This window comes from Rhodospirillales bacterium RIFCSPLOWO2_02_FULL_58_16 (genome assembly GCA_001830425.1).
Taxonomy (GTDB): Bacteria; Pseudomonadota; Alphaproteobacteria; order Rhodospirillales; family 2-02-FULL-58-16; genus 2-02-FULL-58-16.
In genome coordinates this window covers 50,164-73,836 of sequence record MIAA01000020.1, presented here as the reverse complement: position 1 = coordinate 73,836, position 23,673 = coordinate 50,164, and the positions used below count along the sequence as shown (strand labels likewise).

The window sequence follows — 23,673 nt, the reverse complement described above, 5'->3', positions numbered from 1 at the left end:
ATACGCTCAACCGCATTGCGCCTCAAGAGGCCGCAAGCAACGGCGCCGCCGTCACCCACCATTTCGGATATTTTGCGGCCAGCCGACCGACGGCGGCGGCGGCCTCGTCCTCTTCGGCGAAGAGAGCGAAACAGGTGGCCCCGCTGCCTGACATGCGGGCCAGCAGGGCGCCGTCCTGATCCTTGAGCGCCGCCAGCGCCGTTCCGACTTCCGGGGCCAGCCGTTGCGCCGCCTCGGTAAGGTCATTGCGTCTGGAAGCAAGCACCTGCGCCAGGGCGCGGGCATCGGCGGGCGCTTCGCTGAACGGGGCGGGTTGAGAGAAGTCGCCGTTGCGGGCGGAAAATACCGCCGGCGTCGATAACGGAACGCCGGGATTGACCAGCGCCAGCCACGCCGGAGGCAACGGCGGCGCCTTGGAGATGATCTCGCCGACGCCGCTTACAAAGACGCACCCCCCGGCAAGACACACCGGCACGTCGGCGCCCAGCCGCAAGGCGATTTCGGCCAAGGCCTCGGCTTCAATATCAACGCCCCACAAATGAATGAGGGCTTTGAGAGCGGCGGCGGCGTCGGCCGATCCCCCGCCCAGTCCCGCCGCCGCCGGCAGCCGCTTGACCAGGGTTATGGCGGCGCCCTTGGCGCTTTTCCCGGTCGCCGCCGCCAGTTGCCGCGCCGCCTTGAGCGCCAGATTTTCCGGGCCGGCGGGAACGGCATCAGCGAACGGTCCCTCGACTTTCAGCGTCAGGCCGGTCGCCGGCGAAGCGGTCACCGTATCGCCTACGCCGGCGAAGGTGATCAGACTGTCCAGATAATGATAGCCATCGTCGCGCCGGCCGGTCACATGAAGGTACAGGTTGACCTTGGCCGGAGCCGAAAAAAGACGGGCGTCAGCCATCCTTGCCGTCTTTTTCAACCAGCCCTTTCTTGATCTTCATTTCGATGGTGGAGAGCAATTCCGGATCGGGCTTGAGACTGAGCGCCCGACGCCACTGAAAACGGGCTTCCTGCTTGCGCCCCACCTTCCAATAGGTATCGCCCAGATGATCGTTGATGACCGGGTCCTGCGGACGCAACTCGATGGCGCGCTCCATTTCGCGAACCGCCTCTTCGTAGTTGCCGAGCCGGTAAAGCACCCAGCCCAGGCTATCGACGATAAAGCCGTCGGTAGGACGTAATTCAACGGCCTTCCTGATCATGTCCTTGGCGCGATCCAGATGCATCCCCTGATCGACCCAGGAATAGCCGAGATAATTCAGCACATAAGGCTGTTCCGGCTCGAATTCGAGGGCCTTGAGGAAATCGGCCTCGGCCAAGGGCCACTGCTTGGAACGCTCGCGGGCGATGCCGCGCGAATAGAAAAGCAGCCAATGCTTTTTTGTAGGCTCGCCGATGCGGGCCACCGCCCCGTCGAAAGCCTTCGCCGCCTCGGCAAAGCGTTCGCGGCGGCTCAGGATATTGCCCAGGCTGACCAGAGATTCCTCTTTGTCGGGTTCGGCGGCGGCCATGGCGGTAAGTCGCTTGATCGCCTCATCGGTCTGATTCATTTCATCCAGATTGGTCGCATGATTGAGGCGGGCCGTCCACGAAAACGGCGAATCCGGACGGATGGATTCATAAACACTATTGGCAAGCTTCAAGCGTCCGTCGGCTTCAAAAATATCGGCCAGCAGGATTTGCATGACCGCAAAATCAGGCTTCAGATGCAGCGCCATGCGCCCCAGGACCAGCGCCGTTTCCTGGGCATTCTGCTGGCTTAGGGAGCCGGTGATGCCGAACAAGCCCTCGGCGACGCCGTCAACCGCCGTCGCTACCTCCGGCGGAGGAACGGCCTTCTTTTCAATCCTGGCCAAGGCGTGGGCAAGAATGCGCGAATCGGGATGCGCGGCGATGTACGTCTGATAAAGAATTTTGGCCTCGCCGGTCTTGCCCCGGCGCTCAAGCAGATTGCCGAACAACTGCGCCAAACGCAGCGACACGCCGCCCTGGCTTTTAACGGCGTCCATGAAGCCTTTCTCGGCGGCGTCGGCGTTGCCGGCCACGTCGTTGATAAGGGCCGAATGAAGGTCATGAAGGGCCTTTGATCCGTTTTTTTCATCCAGCCCCTTGAGGGCCTCAATAGCGTCTTCCGCCGACTTGCCCATGCCGATGCGCGCCCAAGCGCTCACCACCGGCGTCACATACATATTGATGCCGTGCTCCGGCAGGGACGTCATCCGCTTCTCGGCCTCGGCATAGCGCCCGTTCTTGATGTCGTCCACCGCCAACAGCATGGCGGCGATGGGTTCCTTGTCATTGGCCTCGATGACGCGGCGAGCCAGCGGCGCCGCCTCGCTCATGCGCCCCTCGGCGGTCATCAACACGAAGGTGCGGCGCAATAGGTCCGACGTATCCGGGGACTTTTTCAAAGCCTCCCCCATGAAATCGGCGGCAATCGACATATCGCGACCGGCTTGAGCGTGGCGACCGGCAAGAAAATTCCCGGACAACGACCGGCCCTGTTCAACAGGCTCGCCGGGAATGCAATCATCACCCTTGGGACAAACCTTGATCAGCTCTTTAACCGAGGCGTCGGTTCCACCGACGTTGCCCGACACGCAAGCCGTCGGCAGCAACGCCGCCAGGGCGACGCAGGCAGTACGGCGCGACAAGTTGATTATCGTTTCAAACATTTATTAATTCTCTCAAGAGCCGGATGTTCTCCTACCTCATCGTCCGCGCAAAGTCCACCGACAGAAATTTACCGACCGCCGAGTCTCAAGGCGTAAAATCACGCCCCGTAAGCAGCTTCCACGCATTGCGATAAGCGATGTTATGCTTCGCCTCCTCAGGTAGATCGCGCAGGATCAGGCGCAGGTTATCCACCCGCTTCCGCCAAAAATCCGTCAGCCGGGGCCGCCCGCCGCCGTAATCCATGCCGGCCACGAAGCGGTCGCTGAACTCGACGAAAATCGCCTTATAGGCGGGATCAAGCGTACTGCTCTGCGACAAGGCCGAGGTCGTCCAGATCACGGTATCCAACAGCTTGATGCCGCAGTCATAAATACGCCCCGGCTCGCCTGTCGAGATGTCGAAAAACAGGTTGGGATAAGTCGCCAGCAGACGCCGCACATAATCCGGCGTAAAACGCTTCTGCCGGCTTGGATATCGGAGCTGGCCGAAATGAGCCTGAATCACCCGCGCCTTGGGATAAGCGCCGAGCATCTTTTCCAGGGTATCGAGCCTCACATCCTCCGGCTCATTGTGCATCAGGAAGGGAATGCCTGTTTCCGCCGAGAGCGCGAACAGCCGATGCCCGTTGGGCGCATCGAGAGAAATATCCACCTCACGATCCAGCCGTTCCTCCTTGCATTCGTTTTGCGACAGGTAATGACGGAACTCGAACTCGCCCATGATCGCATAATCGCCGGATTTGACCTGTGTTTCGGTCTGCTCGATCATGCCCGATTTCTGCTTGCGCCAGTTCTCGCTGATGCCGGCGTTGGAAGCGAGAATGAAGCGGTCAGGGTGCGCGTTGACCGCTTCGTGCATGTGATAGCCCCAACGGTAGCCTTGAGGCGGCTCGCTTTCGCCCTTCGGAGCCTGGTTGGCGTCAAAGGCGATCAGCGCCACGCCCAGATCGTCCATCTTGGCCAATGTTTCCGGTTGCAAAAGATCATCCTCGGCCTGTCGGCGCGAAATAGTGCTTTCCAGATCAATCAGGGGGATGACGTCCTTATCAAGAAAGAAACGCAGCCGGTCATGCCACTTTGCTTCCATCTCCGAACGTGAATATTTCAAGGGAACATTGTCTTCGGCCCGCAAGGAGCCGACATTAAACGCAACAGCGGCCGCCGACGCCGAAAGGAAGCATCCGATTATCAGAATGTTTTTGCTCAATTCCAAACGCCTTTCTGACCGGCTTGTGTGTTTTAACCACAGAGGCGCAGAGGCGCAGAGAAGATCAAGCAAAGTTATCTTCCTGCTTTTTCTTTTTCTCTCTATCCTCCTCTGTGTCTCAGTGCCTCTGTGGTCCATAAAATGGTGTTTCTTTCAGTCAACGCGCCGGAAATTCCGGGGGCAAATACCATGGGTAAATAATGTGTACCCGTAATTCCGTAATCCTTAAAGGAGCAACAAAATGATAATCGGGATATCAAGCAAGAACTTATTTCGTGGATCATGCGTTTTCGTTGTGTTGCTGGTTTTGTTTATCATGGCGTTTTCGGTTGAGAGCGCCCGGGCCGAAGAACCAAGCCTCTCCGGGTTTGATCCCAGCCTCTCCGGAGTCTGGGATGGCAAGCACATCCATAACGACGGTCAGGCTACCGTTCAGTTCAGTATGATTCTGCATGTCGATGCCGATATCTGCTTCGGCGGAACCGAGGAACCCAGAACCTTAGGCAATCCTCCCGCCAAGAAGCTTTACGCTTCGGTCGGTTGCGAAATAATTAAAACGCCCGAGGGCCTGCAATTTAAATTTAAGAAAACCTATGACGGGCAAAGCGGGGTAAATTACTCCGTAATATACGAAGGGTTAATTTCGCCGGACGCCCGCTCGGTAGCGGGAACTTGGCGGCAGATGACCTCCGGTGCGTCGGGGGCCTTTGAAATGAACATTATCGGCAGTTGCCAGAAGCAGATGTAGCGCAAAGTTCCGATTACACGATACTGCCCCTCCCCCCCTACTCCTTCCGCCAGTTTTCCACCCACAGCGTGCTGGGGTCCTGGTGGCCGGTGGGGACAAGTCCCTTCAGCCATGTCGGCAGGATATAAGGCTCGGCGAGGAAGTACAGCGGGATCACCGGTAACTCCTCAGCATAGATTTCCTGCAACCGTCGCCACATATCCTTGCGCTTGGGGCGGTCCAGTTCGACCTCGATCCGGTCAACCAGCGCATCCATTTCCTCATTGACGAAGCCCGTATAATTCTGGCCGGCGAAGTTGTTGGCGGAGCTCGGGATATGGGCCGAGTGCAGGGTCGTCCTCGGCACACTCTCCGGCGCGCTGATCCAGGCGTACATGGCCATCGCCGAATACTTGCGCTCGGTCAGCGTCCGGCCGAAAAAGACGCGGGCCGGCTGGTTGTGAATGCGCACGTCAACGCCCTGCGCCTTCCACTGGTTCTGCAATACCTGCTCGACCATTTCGCGGGTGCGGTTGCCGGCGGTGGTCATGATCTCAAGCGTCAATGTCTCGCCCTTGGCGTTGCGGCGCGGCCCTTGCGAGGCCGGATTCCATCCGGCTTCCCTCAATAACCTCCCCGCCAGATCGGGATCAAACGGATACTTGCGCACATTGTCGTCATAGACCCAGTCCAGCGGATTAACGGAAGAGTGCGCCACAGACAGACGACCGACGAACAGTTGTTTGCTGACGGTTTCGCGGTCGATGGAGTGGATCAGCGCCCGGCGCACCCGAATATCCTTGAGGATCGGATTATCCAGATTAAAGTCGATGTGTTCGTAGATCAGCCCCGGCTTGTAAATGATGTTGAAATCGCGCCCGTGGCGCTTCTCGAAGGCCAGCGCCTGATCAACGGTGAGGCCCAGTTCGCCGGCGATCATGTCGATGCCGCCGGACAGGAGGTTGGCCTCCAGCGCCGCCGTATTGCCGATGACGCGCACGATGATGCGCCTGAAGCGCGGCTTTTTCCCCCACCATTTGGGATTGGTCTCCAGCACTATGTGCGAGCCGCTCTCTACCTTGGTTATCAGGTAGGGGCCGAAGTAAAGGCCCTCATTCGTAGTGTCGGCGTCATAAGCGGTGCGGTTCTTGTATTCCTTAGGCTCGGCGAAGGCCGACTCGTCAAGATGAGCCGGCAGCAGATTAAAGTTGTTGATGGCGTTGTACTCGAAGGTCAGCTTGTCGAAATGCATGGTGAAGGTTTTTTCGTCCTTGACGTCGATCTTGTAGAGGGAGCGGTAGAACTCCATATCGCTGACGCCGCTTAACGGGTGCCTGCCCACTTTCCAGGTAAAGACTACATCCTTGGTGGACACCGGCACGCCGTCTCCCCATTCGGCTTCGGGACGGATCGTGTAGGTGACGGCGATGCCCTTCTTGCCCATGGGGTCGCGCTCGGGAACGGCCAGTCCGTTGTCGATGGTCGGCAAGGTGACGCACAACATGCATGTCAGTTTCCACTCGGCATCATAGGCGGTGAAGGGACGCCGCGTCATCGCCAGCACATAGGTCTTGGCCATCATCGAATCGATATTGGGATGGAACGACGCCGGGAACTGGGTAATGCCGATCACCAGCTCGTCATCGGCCTTGCCGGCGTGGGCGGGAGAAGCGGCAAAAAACACCGATATCAGGGCAATAAATACAAGCTTCATCATGCAGCCGGCACATCATATGAAATTGGGGTGGACCATATCCTCATCGGGATTGAACGCATCCCAGAGCGCCTTGTTCAGCGGATCAAGCTTGCAGCCGGACGGACACTTACGCAGGTCGATCCGATCAAGACAGTCCCTGCGTTGCGGCGATCGCCAAATCTCCTGAAACGAGTTCTTGTAAATGTTGCCCATGGTGAAGCCGCGCCCCTTCAGGTTGCCGCACATCTCCACATTGCCGTCCTCGTCAAGGTAAGGCGATAACGGCGTCGCGTGGCATTTCCTGTAATAGCGTCCGTCATTGGTCTTGAATTGCAGGACTTCCCTGAACTGCGGATACTTGGCGTAGACCTTGAAGCCGCCCCGGCTTTCCGCCCGGGCCTGTTCCATGAAACCGAAAACCTCATCAAGCGGCGCCTCGTTCTCGGGATGAGCCGGATTGAGTTCATTCTTGTAGGCAGGCTTGATGGTCATGTAATCAACGCCCAGTTCACGATAAAAGCGGGCGGCTTCGGGCAGTTGCCGGTAGTTCCATTGATTGGTGACGAACTGCACGCCGACGACGGGGCGGCGCGACGCGGCGCGATACGCCAGAAGCCGGCCGAGATTGGCGATGACCACGTCAAAATCGTCGCCGCCGTGGCTCTTTCGGTGTACTTCCGCCGACGCGGCGTCGATGCTGCCGCGCACGAAGAAGCAATACTCGGCCAGCGCCTCGATGACCGCCGGAGTCCGGGTCGATAAATTAGTGAAAATGCCGATATCAAGGCCGAGCGCCGCGAGGCGCTCAAGGTAGGGAATGAACTTCTTGTGAAGCGTCGGCTCCCCGTCGCCGACAATGGTGACGGCCTGAAGGCCGATGGCGCGAGCCTCCGCTATCGCCTCGATCAGGCGATCATCGGCATTGACGGCGCGTTGCCCGGCGTCGCCGGCGCGACCCGCCTGGTTCCAGTTGATGTAGCACCATGGGCATTTGTGATTACAGTAGTTGGTAAAGCCGATGGTCATATGCACCGGCCTTGTATCGCCCGTGGTTTTCAGTTCAAAGACCCGGTCTATATGCGAGAACACCTTGCGGGGATTTTGGAAATCCTCGAAATCGGGTTCGACACGTTCCTCGATTTTAGGCATAGCGTCCGCTTTCATATCCGGCCCGGCGCCGCGTCAATGACTTCGCTGCGGCGATACAGCTTATTGACATGAGAGCGCAACAGCAACCGTCCGAGACCATTAATCGACGTGCCGTACTGCTTGAGATACGCGGCGATCAGTTCTCTCTGGCCGTCATCATGGTCAATGCGGATGGTCACGCCGCCTTGGATACGATAGTTGAGCGGATCATCCTTGAAAAGATTCCCCTCAAGCGAAACGAAGTCGAAGTCAAATCGCTCAACCGTTCCCCTGTCGGTCTCGGTCAGATGGGTCTTGCGCAACAGGCTGTAACGGGCGAGCTGCGCCAGATAAAGTTCGATCTCCGGGGTCAACACGAAAGCTGAATGCAGCAGATCGCATGCGGCGGCGAATGCGATGTCGTGCATGTCCTGCTGACGCAGGAAGAAGGCCATGGCGCGATACTTGTAGAGTTCTCCCGAGCCGAGTTCGCCGCTGACATGGCGCTCGATTATGCCCGGCTGAACCAGCCACGCCGCAAGCGCGGCGCGATCCTGCCACAGCTTGTCTTGGTTCTCGCGCATGTAGCCGTCAAAAATGTCGCGCAGGCTGCTGTCTGTCGCGCTTGCCAGTTCATGGCAACGCCGGACAAACTGCGAGCGCTTGACGCCGTAGAGTTTCAGAAACGCCGCCAATTCGGCGAATACGCCCGAGTTGTGAAAAAGTTCCACCGAAAGGCTGAGGCTGCGGCATGCGAGGTAATCCTCAAAGGCAAGCGTATCGTTGGCGACGCAAATCTCCTCGACCTCGGCAATCGGCACGCGGTCGCCGAGAATCTCATAAACGCCGAAACAACGCGGCAACGTGCGCCAGCGGGTCTGCATGCCGTGGCGCCGCCGGGTTTCCCGCGTTTCGATATCGGTGCCGGGCAGCATCATGGTCTGATAAGTGAGAACGTCATTTATGTCGGCATCGACCATGGTTTGCACGCTGCGGAAATGGCCGTCGCGGCTGTCGCCCGGCAGGCCGAGGATGATCTCGCAGTAAGAATTGGCGCCGGTCAGCTCGGCCTGCTTTCCGATCTCGATGATCTGATCGACAGAGATGTTTGAGCGCCGCACGTTCCTCAACACCGCTTCATCGGCGCTTTGGATCGATACGGTAAGGATCATCGCGCCGTTAAGGATGCGGGCGGCCTCCAGCACGCGCTCCTTCTGGTTCTTGCCGGACGAATTCTGGACATAACGCGGCCAACCTTTCCTGCTTTGGTATTCGGCGATCAGGCGACAGGTTTTAAGGTCCTCCTTATACATTCCAAAATTTGAATCGGTGATCAGAAGATCGGGATTAGTGGTGCGCTCCGAGATGTAATCAAGGTCCGCCCTTATGTTGTCGTGATCCTCCCAACGCACCTTGTTGTAGTACTTTGTCCCCTCGATGCAGAAATTACACTGAAAGGGACAGCCGCGATTAGTTTCGATCATCGGAATAAGCACGCCGTCGAAGAACTTGTCCATCAATCCGGCGCGATAGGGCGAGGGAGTCAGGGCAAGGCTCGGCAGGCGCTCCATGAGCGGCCCGAACACATGCTCGCCGTTTCTGAGGTAGTGAACCGAAGGCAGCTTTTCGCCGCCGTCCCGCAATGTTTTCGCATCCCAGTTCAGTTCGAAAAGCCGCTTTAGAAGACCGGCGCAGGCCTGTTCGCCTTCCTTGTAAACATAGAAGTCGATTGCCGGATGTTGAGCCAGAAAACGCTTCTGCTCCGACTCATCCACCGGAAAATTAGGTCCGCCGAAGATAATCACGATCCCCGGAGCGCGTTGCTTCAGTTTCGCGGCAAAGGCATGCGCGAGGCGTACGTTCCAAAGATAACAGGAAAATGCGGCGACTTGCGGCGACTCGTCATCAATGCTTCGCGCCAGGTCTTCAGGATACTTGAACAGTTCAACGTCAATAGCGTCGCCCAGGACCTTCTTGGCATGGGAGGCCACCAGGGCGGCGCCGAACGGAAAGGTATTCGCCGCGACCACCTGACCCGTATGGGTGAGGTCGGAAAACGTCACCTTAATCCCCAACGCCTGTTCCTCCGCTCTGAGAGATTACCATGCGCTCAACTCCCGTTATTTGTCTACGGCATCGACATCAGCAATTCTCATTATGGCAAAAATCAAGCTCCTCTCCCCTTGAGGGAGAGGTTGGGTGAGGGGTCTTACCGCCGGCAGGCGGGACAAAAACTCCAGTGTTCATGCGGCGCTGGCGCCGGTCGGAGTCTCTTGCGCGTGGACACGCGCCCCCTCACCCTAACCCTCTCCCGCGAGGGGAGAGGGAAAACATCGCCATAATTAGAATTGCTGTATCGACATCATGCTCCTTGACGGCATGATGCCGACAACGGCCTACTGAACAATGGGATTCAAGATTGAAATATAACTATGCGGATTTTGGGCCTCTCCTTCGACTATCACGACGCGGCGGCGGCGCTTCTGGTTGATGGAGCGCTGGTGGTCGCCGGGCAGGAGGAGCGCTTCACCCGCCGAAAGCACGACGCCTCGTTGCCCGTAAAATCGATTGAATTCTGCCTTTCGGAAGCCGGGCTGGCTTCATCCCAGATCGACTATGTCGCGTTCTACGAAAAGACCGCGCTGAAATTCGACCGCATTGTGCGCTCATCAATCCGGCGGGATCGCGCCTACCTTCAAGATACGCTGGCCTCGTGGCTGCGGGAAGAAAAGTTCGACGTAAGGCGGCGCATTGCAGATGCCGTTCCTGTCGCGCCCTCACGCATCATCTCGTATTACCACCATGAATCCCATGCCGCTTCGGCCTTCTTTTGCTCACCGTTCAATGAGGCTACGGTTTTGACTATTGACGGCGTCGGAGAGAACGAAACCGCCGGCGTCAGCATCGGCAAAGGCGCCGAACTGAAACGGCTGACATCGATTGAACTGCCTCATTCACTCGGCCTTCTTTACAGCGCCTTCACCGCGTTTCTCGGCTTTGAGGTGAACGAGGGCGAATACAAGGTCATGGGCATGGCCGGGTTCGGGCAGCCGCGTTTTCTTGATGATGTCATGCGCCTTATTACATTGAAACCGGACGGCGGCTTCAGGATCGACCAAACCTGCTTTGAGTTCCTCTGCCCGAAAGACCTGCCCTACCGGCAGGAACTGATCGAGCGCTTCGGTCCTGCGCGCCAGGCGGAGAGCATGTTCGCCGTTCAGCCCGGCCCCGGCATTGATGATAACGTCTTGTCGCTCAGTCGCCGCTATGCCGATATCGCCGCCAGCATCCAGAAGGCCGCCGAGAATGTGATCATGCACATGGCGGCCAAGGCGGTTGAGCGCACCGGCATACGCAACCTGTGCATGGCGGGCGGCGTCGCCCTCAACTCTCTTGCCAACGGCCGGCTCATTCGTGAATGCGGCTATCCGCTCTATGTCCACCCGGCGGCCGGCGATGCGGGCGGAGCGGTAGGCGCTGCGCTTCTCTGCCACCATAAGACGACGGGCGGGGCGCGAACCGCGCCGCTTACCTGCGCATATTTGGGACGCGCCGCATCCGAACAGGAAATCAAGGCCGCCATCGCCGCAAGCGGCTTCTTGAAGGTTGAAACGGCCCATGACGACGATGCGCTGGTCAATCGCGTCGCCGATTTACTGGCCGGCGGCGCGGTGATCGGCTGGTTTCAGGGCCGTGCGGAATGGGGGCCGCGCGCTCTGGGATGCCGCAGCATTCTGGCCGACCCCACGCGCACGGAAATGCAGAGGCGAGTGAATGAGAGCATCAAGTTCCGCGAGCCTTTCCGTCCCTTCGCCCCCGTGACGCCGGTCGAAGTCGCCACAAGCTATTTCGACATGCCCGAGGTGACTGATCCCGCTTCGCCGGAATATTTCATGCTGGCCGTACATCCGGTGCGTCAGGAAATGCGTCATCTGCTCCCGGCCATAACCCATGCCGACGGGACCGCCAGGGTGCAGGTGGTGTCATCGGACAGCCACCGCCTCTATCATGCTCTTCTTCATGCGTTCGGTCGAAGATCGGGCGTGCCCGTGCTGCTCAACACATCATTCAATCTTCGCGGCGAGCCCATAGTTGATACGCCCGCAGATGCTCTCAAGACCTTTGCCTTCAGTGGTCTTGATGCGGTAGTGCTTGGCCGCCACATCGTGTTCAAGGGGCTTGATCTGTAATGAGCGTACGCCCATGACCGCCGCCATCGTCATGCCGATAGCCCCGTTCGACCCGGAGCGTTTGCCGCAACCGCTGGAATCGGTTTTCCTTCATCTCGCCCGTCGCAATGAATCTACGGCGCAATGTTTCGCAACGCCGGCGCTCATTCCTCTCTGCCAAGGCCTGCTGGGATCGTCAACGCCGGTGGCTCCCCTGACATTTGACGGTCTTGCCGATCATGCCGAGGTCTACTTCATCCACCTCGGCGTCGCCCCTCAATTGAAAGCATTCAGATTCGCGTCAGGTTGCCGCATTTACATGGTCGATGAATCCGGCGGCATTCACTCCCTCAACCGTGCGCTGTCGGAGTTTGACGATCCGGAGCTTAACGCCCATGTATTCAACCGTCTGGGGCCGCGCGACGCCGAGAGCGCCTCCGCTTTTTTTCATTTCCCGTTCGGCTACCTTTACCGCGATGTCTCATGGGGGCCGATTAATGCCTTCGGACACAGGCATGAGCATGATCTGCGAACGCTCGCCGACCGTCCGCGCACGCACAAGGTCATTCTCGGCTATGGCGGCTCCGCCGCCTGGGGTTGGGGCTGCCTGCCGCATCAGGTCTGGACCGGCGTGCTGGAGCAAATTCTGAATGCGCGTATGAATGAGATGGGCGGCGACCTGAGTTTCAGCGTCATCAACCTCGCCGGGCCGGGCCATGTCATCATCCATGAAATGATCACCCACATGCTGCACGCCCATCGGGTCAATCCCGATCTGGTTATTACGCTTGACGGCACAAATGATCTCTGGAACGGCCAGATGTGCGATCCGTTCCTGGTGGCGCACGATGTTGTCTATCAGGAGGAACAGGAACAGTGGGCGCAGATTCTGCATCAATCTTCCGACCGTCCGCGCGCCTATGCCGGCGGCGGCGACATCAAGCGCGGCATCAACCAGCCGGGCGTCAATATCAGGGCTTACGTCGCCCGCGTTCGTCAATTCAGGGCAATGATCGAGGCTTCAGGCGCAAAGTTCATTTGGGCGTTACAGCCCATGCTGTTTTCTAAATCAGGTCTGCATAGGCTTGAAACCGGCATACCGACAAAATGGACAAACGCCGACAAGGAAATCCGGGTTAATATGCCTCTACTCTTTGAACTGCTGAACCGGGAATTGCCGATGCATGACCGTGATGTTTTTGTTAATATTCACGAGGCTTTCAAGCCGCTCGAATCAGACGCATTCTGTTTTTGGGATATCGTGCATCCCTCGCCCGGCGGACATAAGCGGATTGCCGAGATTCTTGCGGCGCGAATTGAAGAGAGCCTGTTGCCAAAATGGATGAACGCATGACGGAACCGCAAAAGCAGAACACCGCGCCGGCGGCGGCAGGCCTGAACATTTATGTCCGACAGGCTGCGCACATCAACGGCATCATCAGGCAATGCCTGAATGAGCGGGCCTGGTTCGCCGCCCTGTTTCTCATTTTATGCTATCCGGCCGTAGTTCGACTGGCGGTGCGCGTCGCACGCGAGTCGAAAGCTGAAGACAAGCGTTCGCCCTTTGTCTATGTCATGCGGTGAGCAAAGCAAAGGGAAACCCGATGGCGGACGACAGCAACCTCATATCAACCGCCGAGGCGCGGGATTTGTTTCCGGGATTCAATGCGCCCGGAACCACCCTCGCCATATCGGCGGCGCCGCTGATGAACTTTACGTCAACCGAATTGCCCATGCTGTTTGCTTACGAACAATTGATCCTTGCCGCCGTCGTGCATGACATAGCGCCGAAATGCGTGATCGAATTCGGCACCGGCCAAGGCGCGGGAACGCTGTTGCTTGCGGCAAATGCCGGAGACGATGCGGAAATACATACGGTTGACCTCGACCCGGCGGCCCGCAGCGACTATACGGCAAAAATCCTGCGCGACGACGATGATGTCGGCGCCGCCTACAAGGCGAGCGCATGGCGCAATCGCGTTAAGCAAATGCTGGTGCGCCCGAACGAACCCGCCGCCGGCTTCGCCCATCTGAAGGGACGGGTAGATTTCGCCTATATTGACGGCGACCATACCTATGACGGCGTTCGCACCGACACCCTTATCGCGCTTGATATCATTAAGCCCGACGCCACCCTGTTGTGGCACGATTTCTATGATTTCCCCGGCTATATCCGTGAAGGCCGCGCCAAGCGCGGCGTGTTCCCCTGGCTGAACGAAATGGCGGCAAAAGGCGAATTCAGCCTGTACCATATATCGGGAACCTACATGGTGGTAGGACGCCGCAACTGGGGAAGAGATATTCCTTGTCGCCTGCGCCGGCCCGGCGACCGCCCTGATCCTTTCGGCGTGCGCATCGTCAGACAGGGCGAAGCGTAATAAGAAATAAAAAAACCACGGATGAACACTGATAAACACGGATATCAACCCAATACCGAAGTGAATCAATGAATTGAGAACCGCGTTTTTTTGAGAAAGTTCGAAAAGTTCGTCCTGTGAAAACTTCCTATCCGCGTTTATCCGCGTGCATCTGTGGTTAATACAAATCCCGCCGGCATGAACCCCTGTCAGCGTTATTTTATATTGCGGCTCATGCCGCCGATAAATTCATTCTTCCCGGAAAAATCGTTCTTTTCCGAATCGACGATGGAATGATGACGGCAGTGGATGCAATTGACGCAATCATCGTTCATGTTGTCCGGGTCATTCACTCCCGCCCTGAACCGGGCCATTGCTTCACCGTTCCAGATATCCTCGACCGATTGTTCATGAAAATTTCCCACGGGCTTGTAGGCAACAGGGCAAGGATAGACATCGCCGTTAGGCTGGATTGAAAGCCCGAACCAGGGCAGATTGCAATGCTTATGGCCGATTTCATCGGTGTCCCCGGCATTGTCCTCCATCGACCCGCTTTGCAACACCAGCTTCACGCCCTGCTTTGCCGCGTAGGCAAGCGCCGCATCCGTCAGGTGGTTATAGCGCGGCATGTCGGCCAGAGGCAGTTGCGCGCGCATGTTTTCTTCAAAGACGTACAGCGAGGTGAGCTGGACGCCTTCCTCCGCCTTGTGTCGCTCGGCAAAGTCGATGGCTTCCGACAGGTCTTCCAGCGTGTCCTGCATGCCGACCGTGGAAATGCGGAGGAGCGGATAGGGAGTGTTGCGCTCCGCCTTCAGGCGGTTGAGCCTGTCGAGTTTTTCCTCGACGGCGTCAAAGGCGTCCGTACGCATAAAACGCAAATAGCGCTCACGATTGAACCCGGTTACCGAAACGGTGATATAGCGCAGATGGCCGACGATCAGATCAAGAATCTCATCATTGAGCAGCAGGCCGTTGGTGGAAAAATAGGTCTCGACATCGTGTTCGCGAATACGCCGATAAATCAAAACGAAATCCCGGCAGGTCAGCGCCTCATATTTGCTGAAAAGCGTGATCGTCTCCAGATGCGGCAGCAGCGGAACTATGCATCTCTCGAAATCCTCTATGCCGACCTGCACGTTCCGATCCTTGGGCGTGAAGTAGCTAAGGTGGCAAAAACGGCAACGCAGATTGCATTTGGCCGAAAGGTCTATGTCAATGCGAACCGGCAATGGCCGCAACATCACAGTGATCCTTTTCCTATCAGCATGCCGGAATGGATTCTCCCCGCACGCGACGCTTGATGCCCGGCCGCAAAGGCGCATATCCTGCTGACCGTCATATAGCGCAACGGGCAATTTCCCATAAATGAGCCTATGGCGCAATTGCTGCGCGGCAAATAAAAACCTTTGAATATTGGGGATTCAATAATGCCGAAGTCCGGATTGAACGCTTGCCCCGTATGCTGCGGCGCCGACTATCGTGCCATATTCCCCATGTTTGCGCATCCGGACCAAGTCGATGCGTTTCGATTCGTTCCGGGCCATTTCTGCATCTGCAAAGGTTGCGGCCTGATTCGACGCCTGCCGGTCGCTACCCGCGATGACATGACAGATTACGGCAAATCATATTACGACCAGATGACCAAATCGAAAGCTTCGCAGAACAGCATAATCACCCATGCCAACCTGCAAAAATTACATTATGAAACCATGCGCGTTGAGTTGCTCAAGCGTTTCCCGGCATCGGAATATCCGCGCTGGCTTGATGTCGGCTCGGCCGGGCCGCCGACAGCGTTCACCGATTACGAGTTTACGACAATCGAACCCGATCCGCTCGCCGTCGAAATCGGGCGGGAACTTTTCTCCAGGGATCGCATCCTCTGCGGCATCCTGGAAGACTATAAGCCGGAACGCAATTTCGACGGCCTGGTGTTCATGAACAGTTTATACTGTACGCCGACCCCGGCATTGGCCCTTGCCGCCGCCCATGCAACGCTGAGAGATGGCGGCATCCTGATGATCGCGATCTGCGGGAAGATCATGGACGCCATTGATAACGGCGTTGACGGCCACACTATGTGCATTGAAGACATGTTGCGCGGCGACACGCTGTTCAACTATTTCAACCAATCCAACCTTGAGATACTTTGTGCGCGGCACGGCTTTAAGATGATCGAAAGCGTTCCCGTGCTTTTCCCCGAGATTGCGCCGTTCCATGAGCTTAGATTCATGTTCTTCCGTCGGAGCGACGCCGTGTCGTTCAGGCTTGACGCCGCCGATCTTATCGAAAAGTCGCGACAAAAAACGGCCATAGTCCTCAAGACCTTGGTCGCCGGATTTGAGACGGCGACCAGAACGACAATCGAGATGATAGACCGGACGGATACGGCGATTATCACAACAATGGACCTGTTGGTGGAACTGTTCAGGGTGCGCCCGTTGACCAAGGCCAAACTGCTGGTTGACGTGGAGCAAAGCACTCCGTCCGTCGGCTTCTCCATTAATGGGGCTCATCTTTCAGGCATAGCGGACCTTGTCCGCGACATAGGCGCCGGGCAAACCCGACATGTCGTGATCATAAATTTTAATGGTCGTATGGATATTGCCGCTATGCTGATGCGCCAATTCGGCGCCGGCGCGCTCAATTACTACGCGCCGTCGAGAACTTCAGGAATCAACCGCATTTTCAGCGAATTTGACGGAAGTTTACAGATGATCAAAGGCCTTGAACTTAATCGACTGGAACTCACCGCAGGAAATTTGATACGAAATCCGACGGTCGTTTGTGCGCTGCGCGACAATAATCTCGACTGACAGGCGTTATCAAAAGGAGACGACAATGGACGTGCTGCCGTGGCTTCAGATGCGTTATGGCCAAATCGAAGGACCGAACCCCGATGTTGCGGGAGCCTTCTACGCCCGGCTCCACGACGCAACGCTGGCCGAGCGGTTCAAGCCTGCCAATCTCAAGCTGTTGCTGCCTGAATTCATCGCCTTCTTTCGCGGCGTTCCGATCCCGGACAATACCGGCGGAATGGGTTTCTGGCACGCTTTCGCCTTGTGGAATTTTCTCAGTGAAATCAAACCGGCTGCCGTGGTCGAGAGCGGGATATATCGGGGACTGAGCACATGGATGATAGAAAATCTGCTGCCGGAAGCGAGGGTCATTTCATTGGACCCGGCCATGAAACAACGCATCTATATTTCGACGCGCAGCAATGTCACTTATTCGAGTATCGATTTGCGCTATCAGGATTTTTCGGAATTTGACGGCATCGAACGCGACAAGGTATTGGTGTTCGTCGATGATCATAACAACCACATGGACCGCCTTGCGCACCTGAACTACTTCGGCTTCACCCAGGCGGTATTTGACGACAATTATTTCCCGCACGGCGATTGCATTTCGTTAAAACACATCATCCATCGTGAACCCTATGACCCTTTCACCGAAATCGGCGGCAATCAGGAGGGAAAGGCGGCGCTCATGTACATGCGCAACGGCATGCTGCTCCAGAACAACAACCGCGCCGTCAATGTCCTCTCCCGCAAGCTGACCTGCTATGCCGAGTTTGCCGCGCCGTTTCTCGATGAAACAGGCCGGAACGGGCAACTGCCGCCCGTGTTCTCCGGAACGACGGACCCGGACTTTACGGCTCTGCCCAAGGAGATACAGGAAGCCGTCGTCAAAAACGATTTCGCCTATTCAGCCTTTGTCCGATTGGCCGCATGAATTAGAAACAACATAAATGCAGAACGCACCCCTGACCGGGCAAGAGATCGAGGCGCTGTATCAGTCGCTGTCTAAAAGCCGCACCGGCGTTGTCACGCACTCCGCCGCCATCGCCAAGGCCGGCACGATTCCGCCGCTTGCCAACCTCAACCATGCAATACTGATTGCCGACGAATTTTCGCGCCATGCGCCGCCTGAGATCGCCATCAAAGTTGCCGGGGCGCTTAAGCAGGCAACGACAAATCCGCAGACGGTGATCGATATTGCGCGATATATTCTCGCATTTGCCGCCGAGCATAATATGACGGCATTTTACGATGCCTACACCGATAAATACTACCAACGATATCTGGCGCTGCGGCTTGAGCAATTCGCCGCAACGGTCAATGACGCGCACGCGCTCAAGGCTTCGGCGGGAACAATCGTGTTCGTGGCCAACACCGCCTTTATGTTGATCGCCAGAGAGGCGCTCTACCTGCGCCGCAACGGCTTCAAGGTCTTTCTTGTTCTGGTCGGCGGCATTCCGGACAATCTTGCGCGTCTGTTTCGCATCTGTTTTGATGACATCCTTGAATATGTCGGCAATCCGGAATTTCTGCGCCGCGCGATCATGGCGCTTGAACCCGACATATTTCATGTACAGTGCTGGATGTGGTCGTACCACGTCGCCCGCATGATCTGTGAGAGCAAGCGCAACGCGAAATGTGTTTGCGAGTTCTACGACATCACCTCGATCTATGCCGCACGAAATGAATTGGCTGCGGTATGGTCTCCTAAAATCGTTGACTTGGATATCGCCTGCGAGAAATGGCTGTTTCAACACGCCGACGCCATTGTCCACAGGTTTCCCGAACCGGTGATTGCCGAACTCTACGGCGCAGAGCCGCTGCAACTTGAGATGCAGATGTATCCCTGCCCGGAATATGTTTCATACAACAATGAGAAACTTTCAAGCGAGGACGGAATACTCCGCATGGTCTACGCCGGAGGGCTGGTGCCGAAAACCGACGCGCATCCTGAATCTCTGTTCCCCGAGCGGAATCACGCCGAAGCATTCAGGAAACTTCTTGAGCAGGGCTTCGGCATCGACATCTTCATGTCGCCGTTCCGCAGTCTCCAGGAATCCGGACTTGATGCGCTGCACGAACTGACGCGGGAGTTTCCGCTTTTCCGCATGCTGCCGGGAGAGGCCCCCGACAAACTGGCCGGGATTATTTCAGCTTATGATTTCGGCCTTATCCTGACCGACATGGATATCTCCAAAAACCGGAACACCGTTCATCAGCTTAAATCTGCGGCCGGAACAAAACTGTTCATTTATGCGGAAGCCGGCATCCCGGTGATCGTCAACGCCGAATATGAATACATGACTTCGATTGTCGAGCGCCACGGCATCGGCTTCGGCTTGCCGTCTCAGGATATCGCAACCGCCGGCCCGCGAATCAGGGCCTTCGACCGCGCCGAAGCGCAGGAAAACATCCGCCGCTTCAACAGCGAAAACGGAATGGACACGCATATCCATCGCCTTATCTCGCTCTACCGAAAGGCGGCGCCGAATCGCCACGGTTGACAATCCCCTGCTTATTATCTGATCATCATTAATAGCATTGGTAGAAGCAGCGCAGATGCAGAATGCAAAACTGAGCGAGCAGCATATCGAGGCGATATATCAGTTATGGTCTCGGGTTTGCGACGGCGGCATTGTCACGCCGTCCGTTGCCGTTTCCGAAACCGGCATGATCCCGCCGCTCAATCTCAACAATGTACTCTTATTTGTTGACGAATTTTCGCGCCACGTTTCGCCTGAAATTGCCGTTGAGGTCGCCAAAACGCTTGAACAGATAAAGGAGCGCCCGCAGGCGGTGCTCGCCTTTGCGCGACATCTTCTCTCATTTGCCGCCGAGTATAATATGAAAGGCTTCTACGACGCCTATGCCGAAAAATACTCCCAACGATACTTGGGGCTGCGGCTCGAACAATTCGCCGCAACGGTTAATGACGCACACACATTCAAGGCTTCGGCGGGAACAATAGTGTTCGTAGCCAACACCGCCTTTATGTTGATCGCCAGAGAAGCGCTCTACCTGCGCCGCAACGGCTTCAAGGTCTTTCTTGTTCTGGTCGGCGGCATTCCGGACAATCTTGCCCGCCTGTTCCGTCTTTGCTTCGACGACATCCTTGAATATGTCGGCAATCCGGAATTTTTGCGCCGCGCGATCATGGCGCTTGAACCCGACATATTTCATGTACAGTGCTGGATGTTATCATACCACATTGCCCGCCTGATCAGCGAGAGCAAGCGCAACGCGAAATGTATTTGCGAGTTCTACGATATCACCTCGATCTATGCCGCGCGGGATGAATTAGTCACGGTATGGCCTCCGATAATCATTGATATGGATCTCGCCTGCGAGAAATGGCTGTTTCAACATGCCGACGCCGTTGTCCACAGGTTTCCCGAACCGGTGATTGCCGAACTATACGGCGCAGGACCGCTGCAACTTGAGATGCAGATGTATCCCTGCCCGGAATATGTTTCATACAACAACGACAAACTTTCCGGCGAGGACGGAATACTCCGCATGGTCTATGCCGGAGGGCTGGTGCCGAAAACCGACGCGCATCCTGAATCCCTGTTCCCCGAGCGAAATCACGCCGAAGCTTTTCGGAAACTTCTTGAGCAGGGCTTCGGCATCGACCTCTTCATGTCGCCGTTCCGCAGTCTCCAGGATTCCGGAATCGATGCGCTGCACGAACTGACGCGGGAGTTCCCGCTTTTCCGCATACTGCCCGGAGAGGCCCCCGACAAACTGGCCGGGATCATTTCAGCTTACGATTTCGGCCTTATCCTGACCGACATGGATATCTCCAAAAACCGCAACACCGTTCATCAGCTTAAATCTGCGACCGGAACAAAACTGTTCATTTATGCGGAAGCCGGCATTCCGGTGATCGTCAACGCCGAATATGAATACATGACTTCGATTGTCGAACACCACGGCATCGGCTTCGGCCTGCTGTCTCAGGATATCGCAACCGCCGGCCCGCGAATCAGGGCTTTCGACCGCATCGGAGCGCAGGAAAATATCCGCCGCTTCAACAGCGAAAACGGAATGGACACGCATATCCATCGCCTTATCTCGCTCTACCGAAAAGCGCTTGATCAATAGCCGGCCCGGTAGAGCGGGAAATATCCGGCGGCCTGATCATCAAGCGGATAGCCGGCGTCGCGCCTGATTTCACAAAGCCTGTCATAGACCGGACGGTCATGGATATGCCGGCCCGTATAATATGGGCGGGAATCATCGGAAAATCCGCTCTTGAAAAACACCAAAGAATCGCGTCCGCCGCCGAGATGGAATGACGCATAGCCCTGTTGCTTCGCCCAGATGCTGACATCATGCAGCAAAAGGTGATTGGCATAATTCGTACGGCGCATAAGCTGGTTGCCGGCAAGAAAGTAATCAACCATCGAGCCGTATTTAAGAAAAATTGCGGCGGCGGAAAGGCGCTTCGGGCCGCGCACCACAAACATTTCGATATCGTTCTTGAGGAGAGCCACCAAATTAGCGAAGAACTCCGGATGAAAGTTCAGATAGCCGGTCTGGCCGAGCCTGCGCATGGTGCTGCGATAAAGCTTGGCGAACTCCTCGACGTGATTCCACGGGTCAACCCGCTCTACCGTTAATCCCTGTTCCCTGGCCTTTCGGATGCCCTGCCGGTAACTCTCGCGGCACTGGCGGAACAGTTCATCGGTCGGCAGCGTCAGATCAATGAAAATGTTATTACGCTGGATTTTTACCTCGTGCATCAGGGATTCGGCCCCGCGCTGGTTCTGTAGATTGGGATGAAAACGAATAAACTCCGACACCGTATGGGTCGCCTGGGCATAGGCCTCAAATGCGCGGCGGAAACCGCCGAGGAGCGAAGTCGGATCACGATCCTGAGGAAGCGAATGAAGGAAACCGGCGTAACCATGGGCGGTGATAATGTCATAATAGCCGGCGAATTCACGCCGTGCGAACGGCAGCTTCACCAATTCACGCCGGATATAGGGGTAGATGACAAAGTCGCCGCTATCCTCGTAGACAAAACATTCGGCTCGACCATCCCCATTGACCTCGAAAACCCGCAAATACTGCGGCAGGAAGGTAATATCCTTCCGCTCTATGCGCTCGATGCAGCGGGTCCAGTACGCCTCGTCATTGAGGCTGAGCACGCGAAAGCTCATGCGCCGCCGGCCGTCTGCCGCTTGGTCAATACGGCGTTGCCGATCACCAACGCATCCATACCCGAACTGAAGAAGGTGCGGACGGCGTCGGTAGGATGCTCAACTATCGGCTCGCCGTTCAGGTTGAACGAAGTGTTGAGCACGACCGGGACGCCGCTGCGGCGATAGAATTCCGATATCAGAGCATGAAACTCCGGGTGATCGTCACGCGAAACCGTTTGCAGGCGTCCGCTGCCGTCGGCATGGACTACTGCCGGAATGGCGGCGCGTTTTTCGGCCCGCACCGGAAACACCTTCTCCATGAACGGCGCGCGCGCCGTCGCCGGACAGTCGAAATACTCCGCGACATTCTCGGCCAGAACGGCGGGAGCGAACGGGCGGAAGGCTTCGCGGTATTTTACCGCCGCGTTGATGCGATCCTTCATATCGGCGCGACGCGGATCGGCAATAATCGAACGTGAACCAAGGGCGCGCTGGCCGAACTCCATGCGACCCTGAAACCAGCCGACAACCTTGCCGGCCATCAGCAAATCCGCCGCCTCAACGGCGGGGTCGGCAACTTCCCTGAAGTTCAGTCCGTAACGCTTCAATATGTCGATGATTTCCGCGTTGCCGTAAGACTTGCCCAGACAGGGCGAGAGCGGACGACGGAGATTGACGCTACTGCCGCCATGGCGGCCGCTTGCCCATAACGCGGCGCCGAGGGCATTTCCGGAATCATCGGGAGCAAAAGGCACGAACACGTTGCAAAACGGCCCTTCCAGCGTAACGCGCCCGTTGAACACGGAATTCATCATCACTCCCCCGCCGAGGCACAGATCAGGCGCCTCGGTCTGATCCTTAAGCCACTTAACGCTCGCCGACAGAACATCTTCGAGCCGCCGCTGCGCGGCTGCCGCAATATCGTAATGACGTTGAGTGAGCGGCTCGTCACGCCTGCGCGGCATACCGAGAATTTCATCGACACGACGTGAAAACATACCTGCCGTGTCAAAATTAAAATGATCAAAATAGTCAAGATCAAGCCGGAAGCCGCCGTCATCGGTCATCCGCAGGAGGCGCTGCATGGCGGACATGTAATTGCCCGGATCGCCGAGCGCCGACGCCCCCATGACTTTCCATTCATCGCAATCGGGCCGATAGCCGAGATGCTCGGTGACGGACGAATAGAAAGAACCCAGCGATTGCGGAAAATCATATGAGCGCAGTATGCGAATTTCGCCGCCGCGCGCCTCGGCCCAGACCGTCGTGGCGCGTTCGCCGTATCCGTCGCTGATCAGAATCGCCGCATGGTCGAACCCCGACGGGTAGTAGCTTAAAGCAATGTGCGCAAGATGGTGATTCGTATAGGTGAAGGTTGTCCTGCCGCCGCTTTCCCAGTGAAAAATCTGATCCGTAGCCCTCAGCGGCGGATCGTCCAGCATGGGTAAAATATGATTCGGATTGCTGTAGAGACGCTCTCCCGCATAGGCAGGCCATTCCGAGAAGCCGGCGCGATAGCGTGCGCCGATATTGATGCCGGGGTTCCATCCTATGGCGAAGCAATCGACATCGGACAACTTTGCGCCCACATGGGCGAGACAGGATTCAAGACCGAGACGCGGAAAATACTTCGAGTATTTACGCCGGTCGAGACGCTCTTCCATAACGGCAAAACTGATTTCACCATCAACGGCGACGGCGGCCGCGCTCTGAATCCCGGTATTGTGAATGCCGATGACAATCATGCAAACGGCCCCTTGAGATGGTTGGCCCTA

The 23,673-nt window shown here is 56.9% G+C and carries 18 protein-coding genes; 9 read left to right on the top strand and 9 right to left on the bottom strand.

What is annotated here, in order from left to right; translation table 11 throughout:
• Positions 1-22: 22 nt before the first annotated feature.
• The 3 genes from A3H92_06710 to A3H92_06700 all read right to left on the bottom strand — a co-directional run bounded on the left by A3H92_06710 (position 23) and on the right by A3H92_06700 (position 3,882).
• Entirely contained in the window at positions 23-895 is an 873-nt protein-coding gene (locus A3H92_06710; protein OHC75297.1) for a 4-(cytidine 5'-diphospho)-2-C-methyl-D-erythritol kinase, read from the bottom strand.
• Positions 888-2,669, bottom strand: coding sequence for a hypothetical protein (locus tag A3H92_06705; protein OHC75296.1), 1,782 nt, complete (start codon positions 2,667-2,669; stop codon positions 888-890). The genes A3H92_06710 and A3H92_06705 overlap by 8 nt, the downstream gene beginning before the upstream one ends.
• Positions 2,670-2,754: 85 nt before the next feature.
• On the bottom strand, positions 2,755-3,882 hold the full coding sequence (locus A3H92_06700) for a hypothetical protein (protein ID OHC75295.1): 1,128 nt from the start codon (positions 3,880-3,882) through the stop codon (positions 2,755-2,757).
• Positions 3,883-4,117: 235 nt separating this feature from the next.
• On the opposite strand from A3H92_06700, the gene A3H92_06695 reads away from it, so the two are divergent.
• Positions 4,118-4,624 (top strand): hypothetical protein, encoded by a 507-nt coding sequence (locus A3H92_06695; GenBank protein OHC75294.1) that lies wholly within the window; start codon positions 4,118-4,120, stop codon positions 4,622-4,624.
• Between the two features lie 37 nt (positions 4,625-4,661).
• Here A3H92_06695 and A3H92_06690 read toward each other — a convergent pair whose 3' ends face one another.
• From A3H92_06690 to A3H92_06680, 3 genes are read right to left on the bottom strand one after another with little or no spacing between them, the layout of a single operon-like run.
• Entirely contained in the window at positions 4,662-6,317 is a 1,656-nt protein-coding gene (locus tag A3H92_06690) for a peptide ABC transporter (GenBank protein ID OHC75293.1), read from the bottom strand.
• Positions 6,318-6,332: 15 nt separating this feature from the next.
• Positions 6,333-7,463 carry a hypothetical protein gene (locus A3H92_06685; GenBank protein ID OHC75292.1) on the bottom strand — a complete coding sequence of 377 codons (1,131 nt, stop codon included), beginning with the start codon at positions 7,461-7,463 and terminating at the stop codon, positions 6,333-6,335.
• The gene (locus A3H92_06680; GenBank protein ID OHC75291.1) at positions 7,460-9,502 is read right to left on the bottom strand and encodes a hypothetical protein; all 2,043 of its coding nucleotides are present in this window, start codon (positions 9,500-9,502) and stop codon (positions 7,460-7,462) included. Before A3H92_06680 ends, A3H92_06685 begins: the two co-directional genes overlap by 4 nt.
• Positions 9,503-9,859: 357 nt before the next feature.
• Between A3H92_06680 and A3H92_06675 the strand changes: the two genes are divergently transcribed.
• Genes A3H92_06675 through A3H92_06660 form a run of 4 tightly spaced genes read left to right on the top strand, consistent with a single transcriptional unit; the run spans position 9,860 to position 13,974 of the window.
• Positions 9,860-11,617, top strand: a complete 1,758-nt coding sequence (locus A3H92_06675; GenBank protein ID OHC75290.1) for a hypothetical protein — start codon at positions 9,860-9,862, stop codon at positions 11,615-11,617.
• A 13-nt stretch (positions 11,618-11,630) separates the two neighbouring features.
• Positions 11,631-12,950 (top strand): hypothetical protein, encoded by a 1,320-nt coding sequence (locus tag A3H92_06670; protein ID OHC75289.1) that lies wholly within the window; start codon positions 11,631-11,633, stop codon positions 12,948-12,950.
• Positions 12,935-13,180 (top strand): hypothetical protein, encoded by a 246-nt coding sequence (locus A3H92_06665; protein OHC75288.1) that lies wholly within the window; start codon positions 12,935-12,937, stop codon positions 13,178-13,180. Before A3H92_06670 ends, A3H92_06665 begins: the two co-directional genes overlap by 16 nt.
• A gap of 20 nt (positions 13,181-13,200) precedes the next feature.
• Positions 13,201-13,974 (top strand): hypothetical protein, encoded by a 774-nt coding sequence (locus A3H92_06660; protein ID OHC75287.1) that lies wholly within the window; start codon positions 13,201-13,203, stop codon positions 13,972-13,974.
• 194 nt (positions 13,975-14,168) lie between these two features.
• On the opposite strand, the gene A3H92_06655 is transcribed toward A3H92_06660, so the two are convergent.
• Positions 14,169-15,194: a hypothetical protein gene (locus tag A3H92_06655; protein ID OHC75286.1), complete on the bottom strand. Its 1,026-nt coding sequence runs from the start codon at positions 15,192-15,194 to the stop codon at positions 14,169-14,171.
• A 252-nt stretch (positions 15,195-15,446) separates the two neighbouring features.
• Here A3H92_06655 and A3H92_06650 point away from each other — a divergent pair, with 252 nt between their 5' ends.
• Genes A3H92_06650 through A3H92_06635 form a run of 4 tightly spaced genes read left to right on the top strand, consistent with a single transcriptional unit; the run spans position 15,447 to position 20,855 of the window.
• A complete protein-coding gene (locus A3H92_06650) occupies positions 15,447-16,766 on the top strand; it encodes a hypothetical protein (GenBank protein OHC75285.1) in 1,320 nt (439 codons plus the stop codon).
• 25 nt (positions 16,767-16,791) lie between these two features.
• Positions 16,792-17,685, top strand: a complete 894-nt coding sequence (locus A3H92_06645) for a hypothetical protein (GenBank protein OHC75284.1) — start codon at positions 16,792-16,794, stop codon at positions 17,683-17,685.
• Positions 17,686-17,701: 16 nt separating this feature from the next.
• Positions 17,702-19,255, top strand: a complete 1,554-nt coding sequence (locus tag A3H92_06640) for a hypothetical protein (protein ID OHC75283.1) — start codon at positions 17,702-17,704, stop codon at positions 19,253-19,255.
• A gap of 55 nt (positions 19,256-19,310) precedes the next feature.
• The gene (locus A3H92_06635) at positions 19,311-20,855 is read left to right on the top strand and encodes a hypothetical protein (protein OHC75282.1); all 1,545 of its coding nucleotides are present in this window, start codon (positions 19,311-19,313) and stop codon (positions 20,853-20,855) included.
• On the opposite strand, the gene A3H92_06630 is transcribed toward A3H92_06635, so the two are convergent.
• Together A3H92_06630 and A3H92_06625 are read right to left on the bottom strand one after the other, a co-directional pair.
• Positions 20,849-21,916 (bottom strand): hypothetical protein, encoded by a 1,068-nt coding sequence (locus A3H92_06630; GenBank protein ID OHC75281.1) that lies wholly within the window; start codon positions 21,914-21,916, stop codon positions 20,849-20,851. The two genes, A3H92_06635 and A3H92_06630, sit on opposite strands and share 7 nt — an antisense overlap.
• Positions 21,913-23,643 (bottom strand): hypothetical protein, encoded by a 1,731-nt coding sequence (locus A3H92_06625; GenBank protein ID OHC75280.1) that lies wholly within the window; start codon positions 23,641-23,643, stop codon positions 21,913-21,915. Before A3H92_06625 ends, A3H92_06630 begins: the two co-directional genes overlap by 4 nt.
• Positions 23,644-23,673: the final 30 nt, after the last annotated feature.

What these genes read in the sequence shown, in the direction of transcription:
- A3H92_06710 (OHC75297.1), bottom strand. Translation starts at nt 895, where the DNA reads ATGGCTGACGCCCGTCTTTTTTCGGCTCCGGCCAAGGTCAACCTGTAC.
- A3H92_06705 (OHC75296.1), bottom strand. Translation starts at nt 2,669, where the DNA reads ATGTTTGAAACGATAATCAACTTGTCGCGCCGTACTGCCTGCGTCGCC.
- A3H92_06660 (OHC75287.1), top strand. Translation starts at nt 13,201, where the DNA reads ATGGCGGACGACAGCAACCTCATATCAACCGCCGAGGCGCGGGATTTG.
- A3H92_06675 (OHC75290.1), top strand. Translation starts at nt 9,860, where the DNA reads ATGCGGATTTTGGGCCTCTCCTTCGACTATCACGACGCGGCGGCGGCG.
- A3H92_06665 (OHC75288.1), top strand. Translation starts at nt 12,935, where the DNA reads ATGGATGAACGCATGACGGAACCGCAAAAGCAGAACACCGCGCCGGCG.
- A3H92_06630 (OHC75281.1), bottom strand. Translation starts at nt 21,916, where the DNA reads ATGAGCTTTCGCGTGCTCAGCCTCAATGACGAGGCGTACTGGACCCGC.
- A3H92_06625 (OHC75280.1), bottom strand. Translation starts at nt 23,643, where the DNA reads ATGATTGTCATCGGCATTCACAATACCGGGATTCAGAGCGCGGCCGCC.
- A3H92_06690 (OHC75293.1), bottom strand. Translation starts at nt 6,317, where the DNA reads ATGAAGCTTGTATTTATTGCCCTGATATCGGTGTTTTTTGCCGCTTCT.
- A3H92_06670 (OHC75289.1), top strand. Translation starts at nt 11,631, where the DNA reads ATGACCGCCGCCATCGTCATGCCGATAGCCCCGTTCGACCCGGAGCGT.
- A3H92_06650 (OHC75285.1), top strand. Translation starts at nt 15,447, where the DNA reads ATGTTTGCGCATCCGGACCAAGTCGATGCGTTTCGATTCGTTCCGGGC.
- A3H92_06635 (OHC75282.1), top strand. Translation starts at nt 19,311, where the DNA reads ATGCAGAATGCAAAACTGAGCGAGCAGCATATCGAGGCGATATATCAG.
- A3H92_06640 (OHC75283.1), top strand. Translation starts at nt 17,702, where the DNA reads ATGCAGAACGCACCCCTGACCGGGCAAGAGATCGAGGCGCTGTATCAG.
- A3H92_06685 (OHC75292.1), bottom strand. Translation starts at nt 7,463, where the DNA reads ATGAAAGCGGACGCTATGCCTAAAATCGAGGAACGTGTCGAACCCGAT.
- A3H92_06655 (OHC75286.1), bottom strand. Translation starts at nt 15,194, where the DNA reads ATGTTGCGGCCATTGCCGGTTCGCATTGACATAGACCTTTCGGCCAAA.
- A3H92_06695 (OHC75294.1), top strand. Translation starts at nt 4,118, where the DNA reads ATGATAATCGGGATATCAAGCAAGAACTTATTTCGTGGATCATGCGTT.
- A3H92_06645 (OHC75284.1), top strand. Translation starts at nt 16,792, where the DNA reads ATGGACGTGCTGCCGTGGCTTCAGATGCGTTATGGCCAAATCGAAGGA.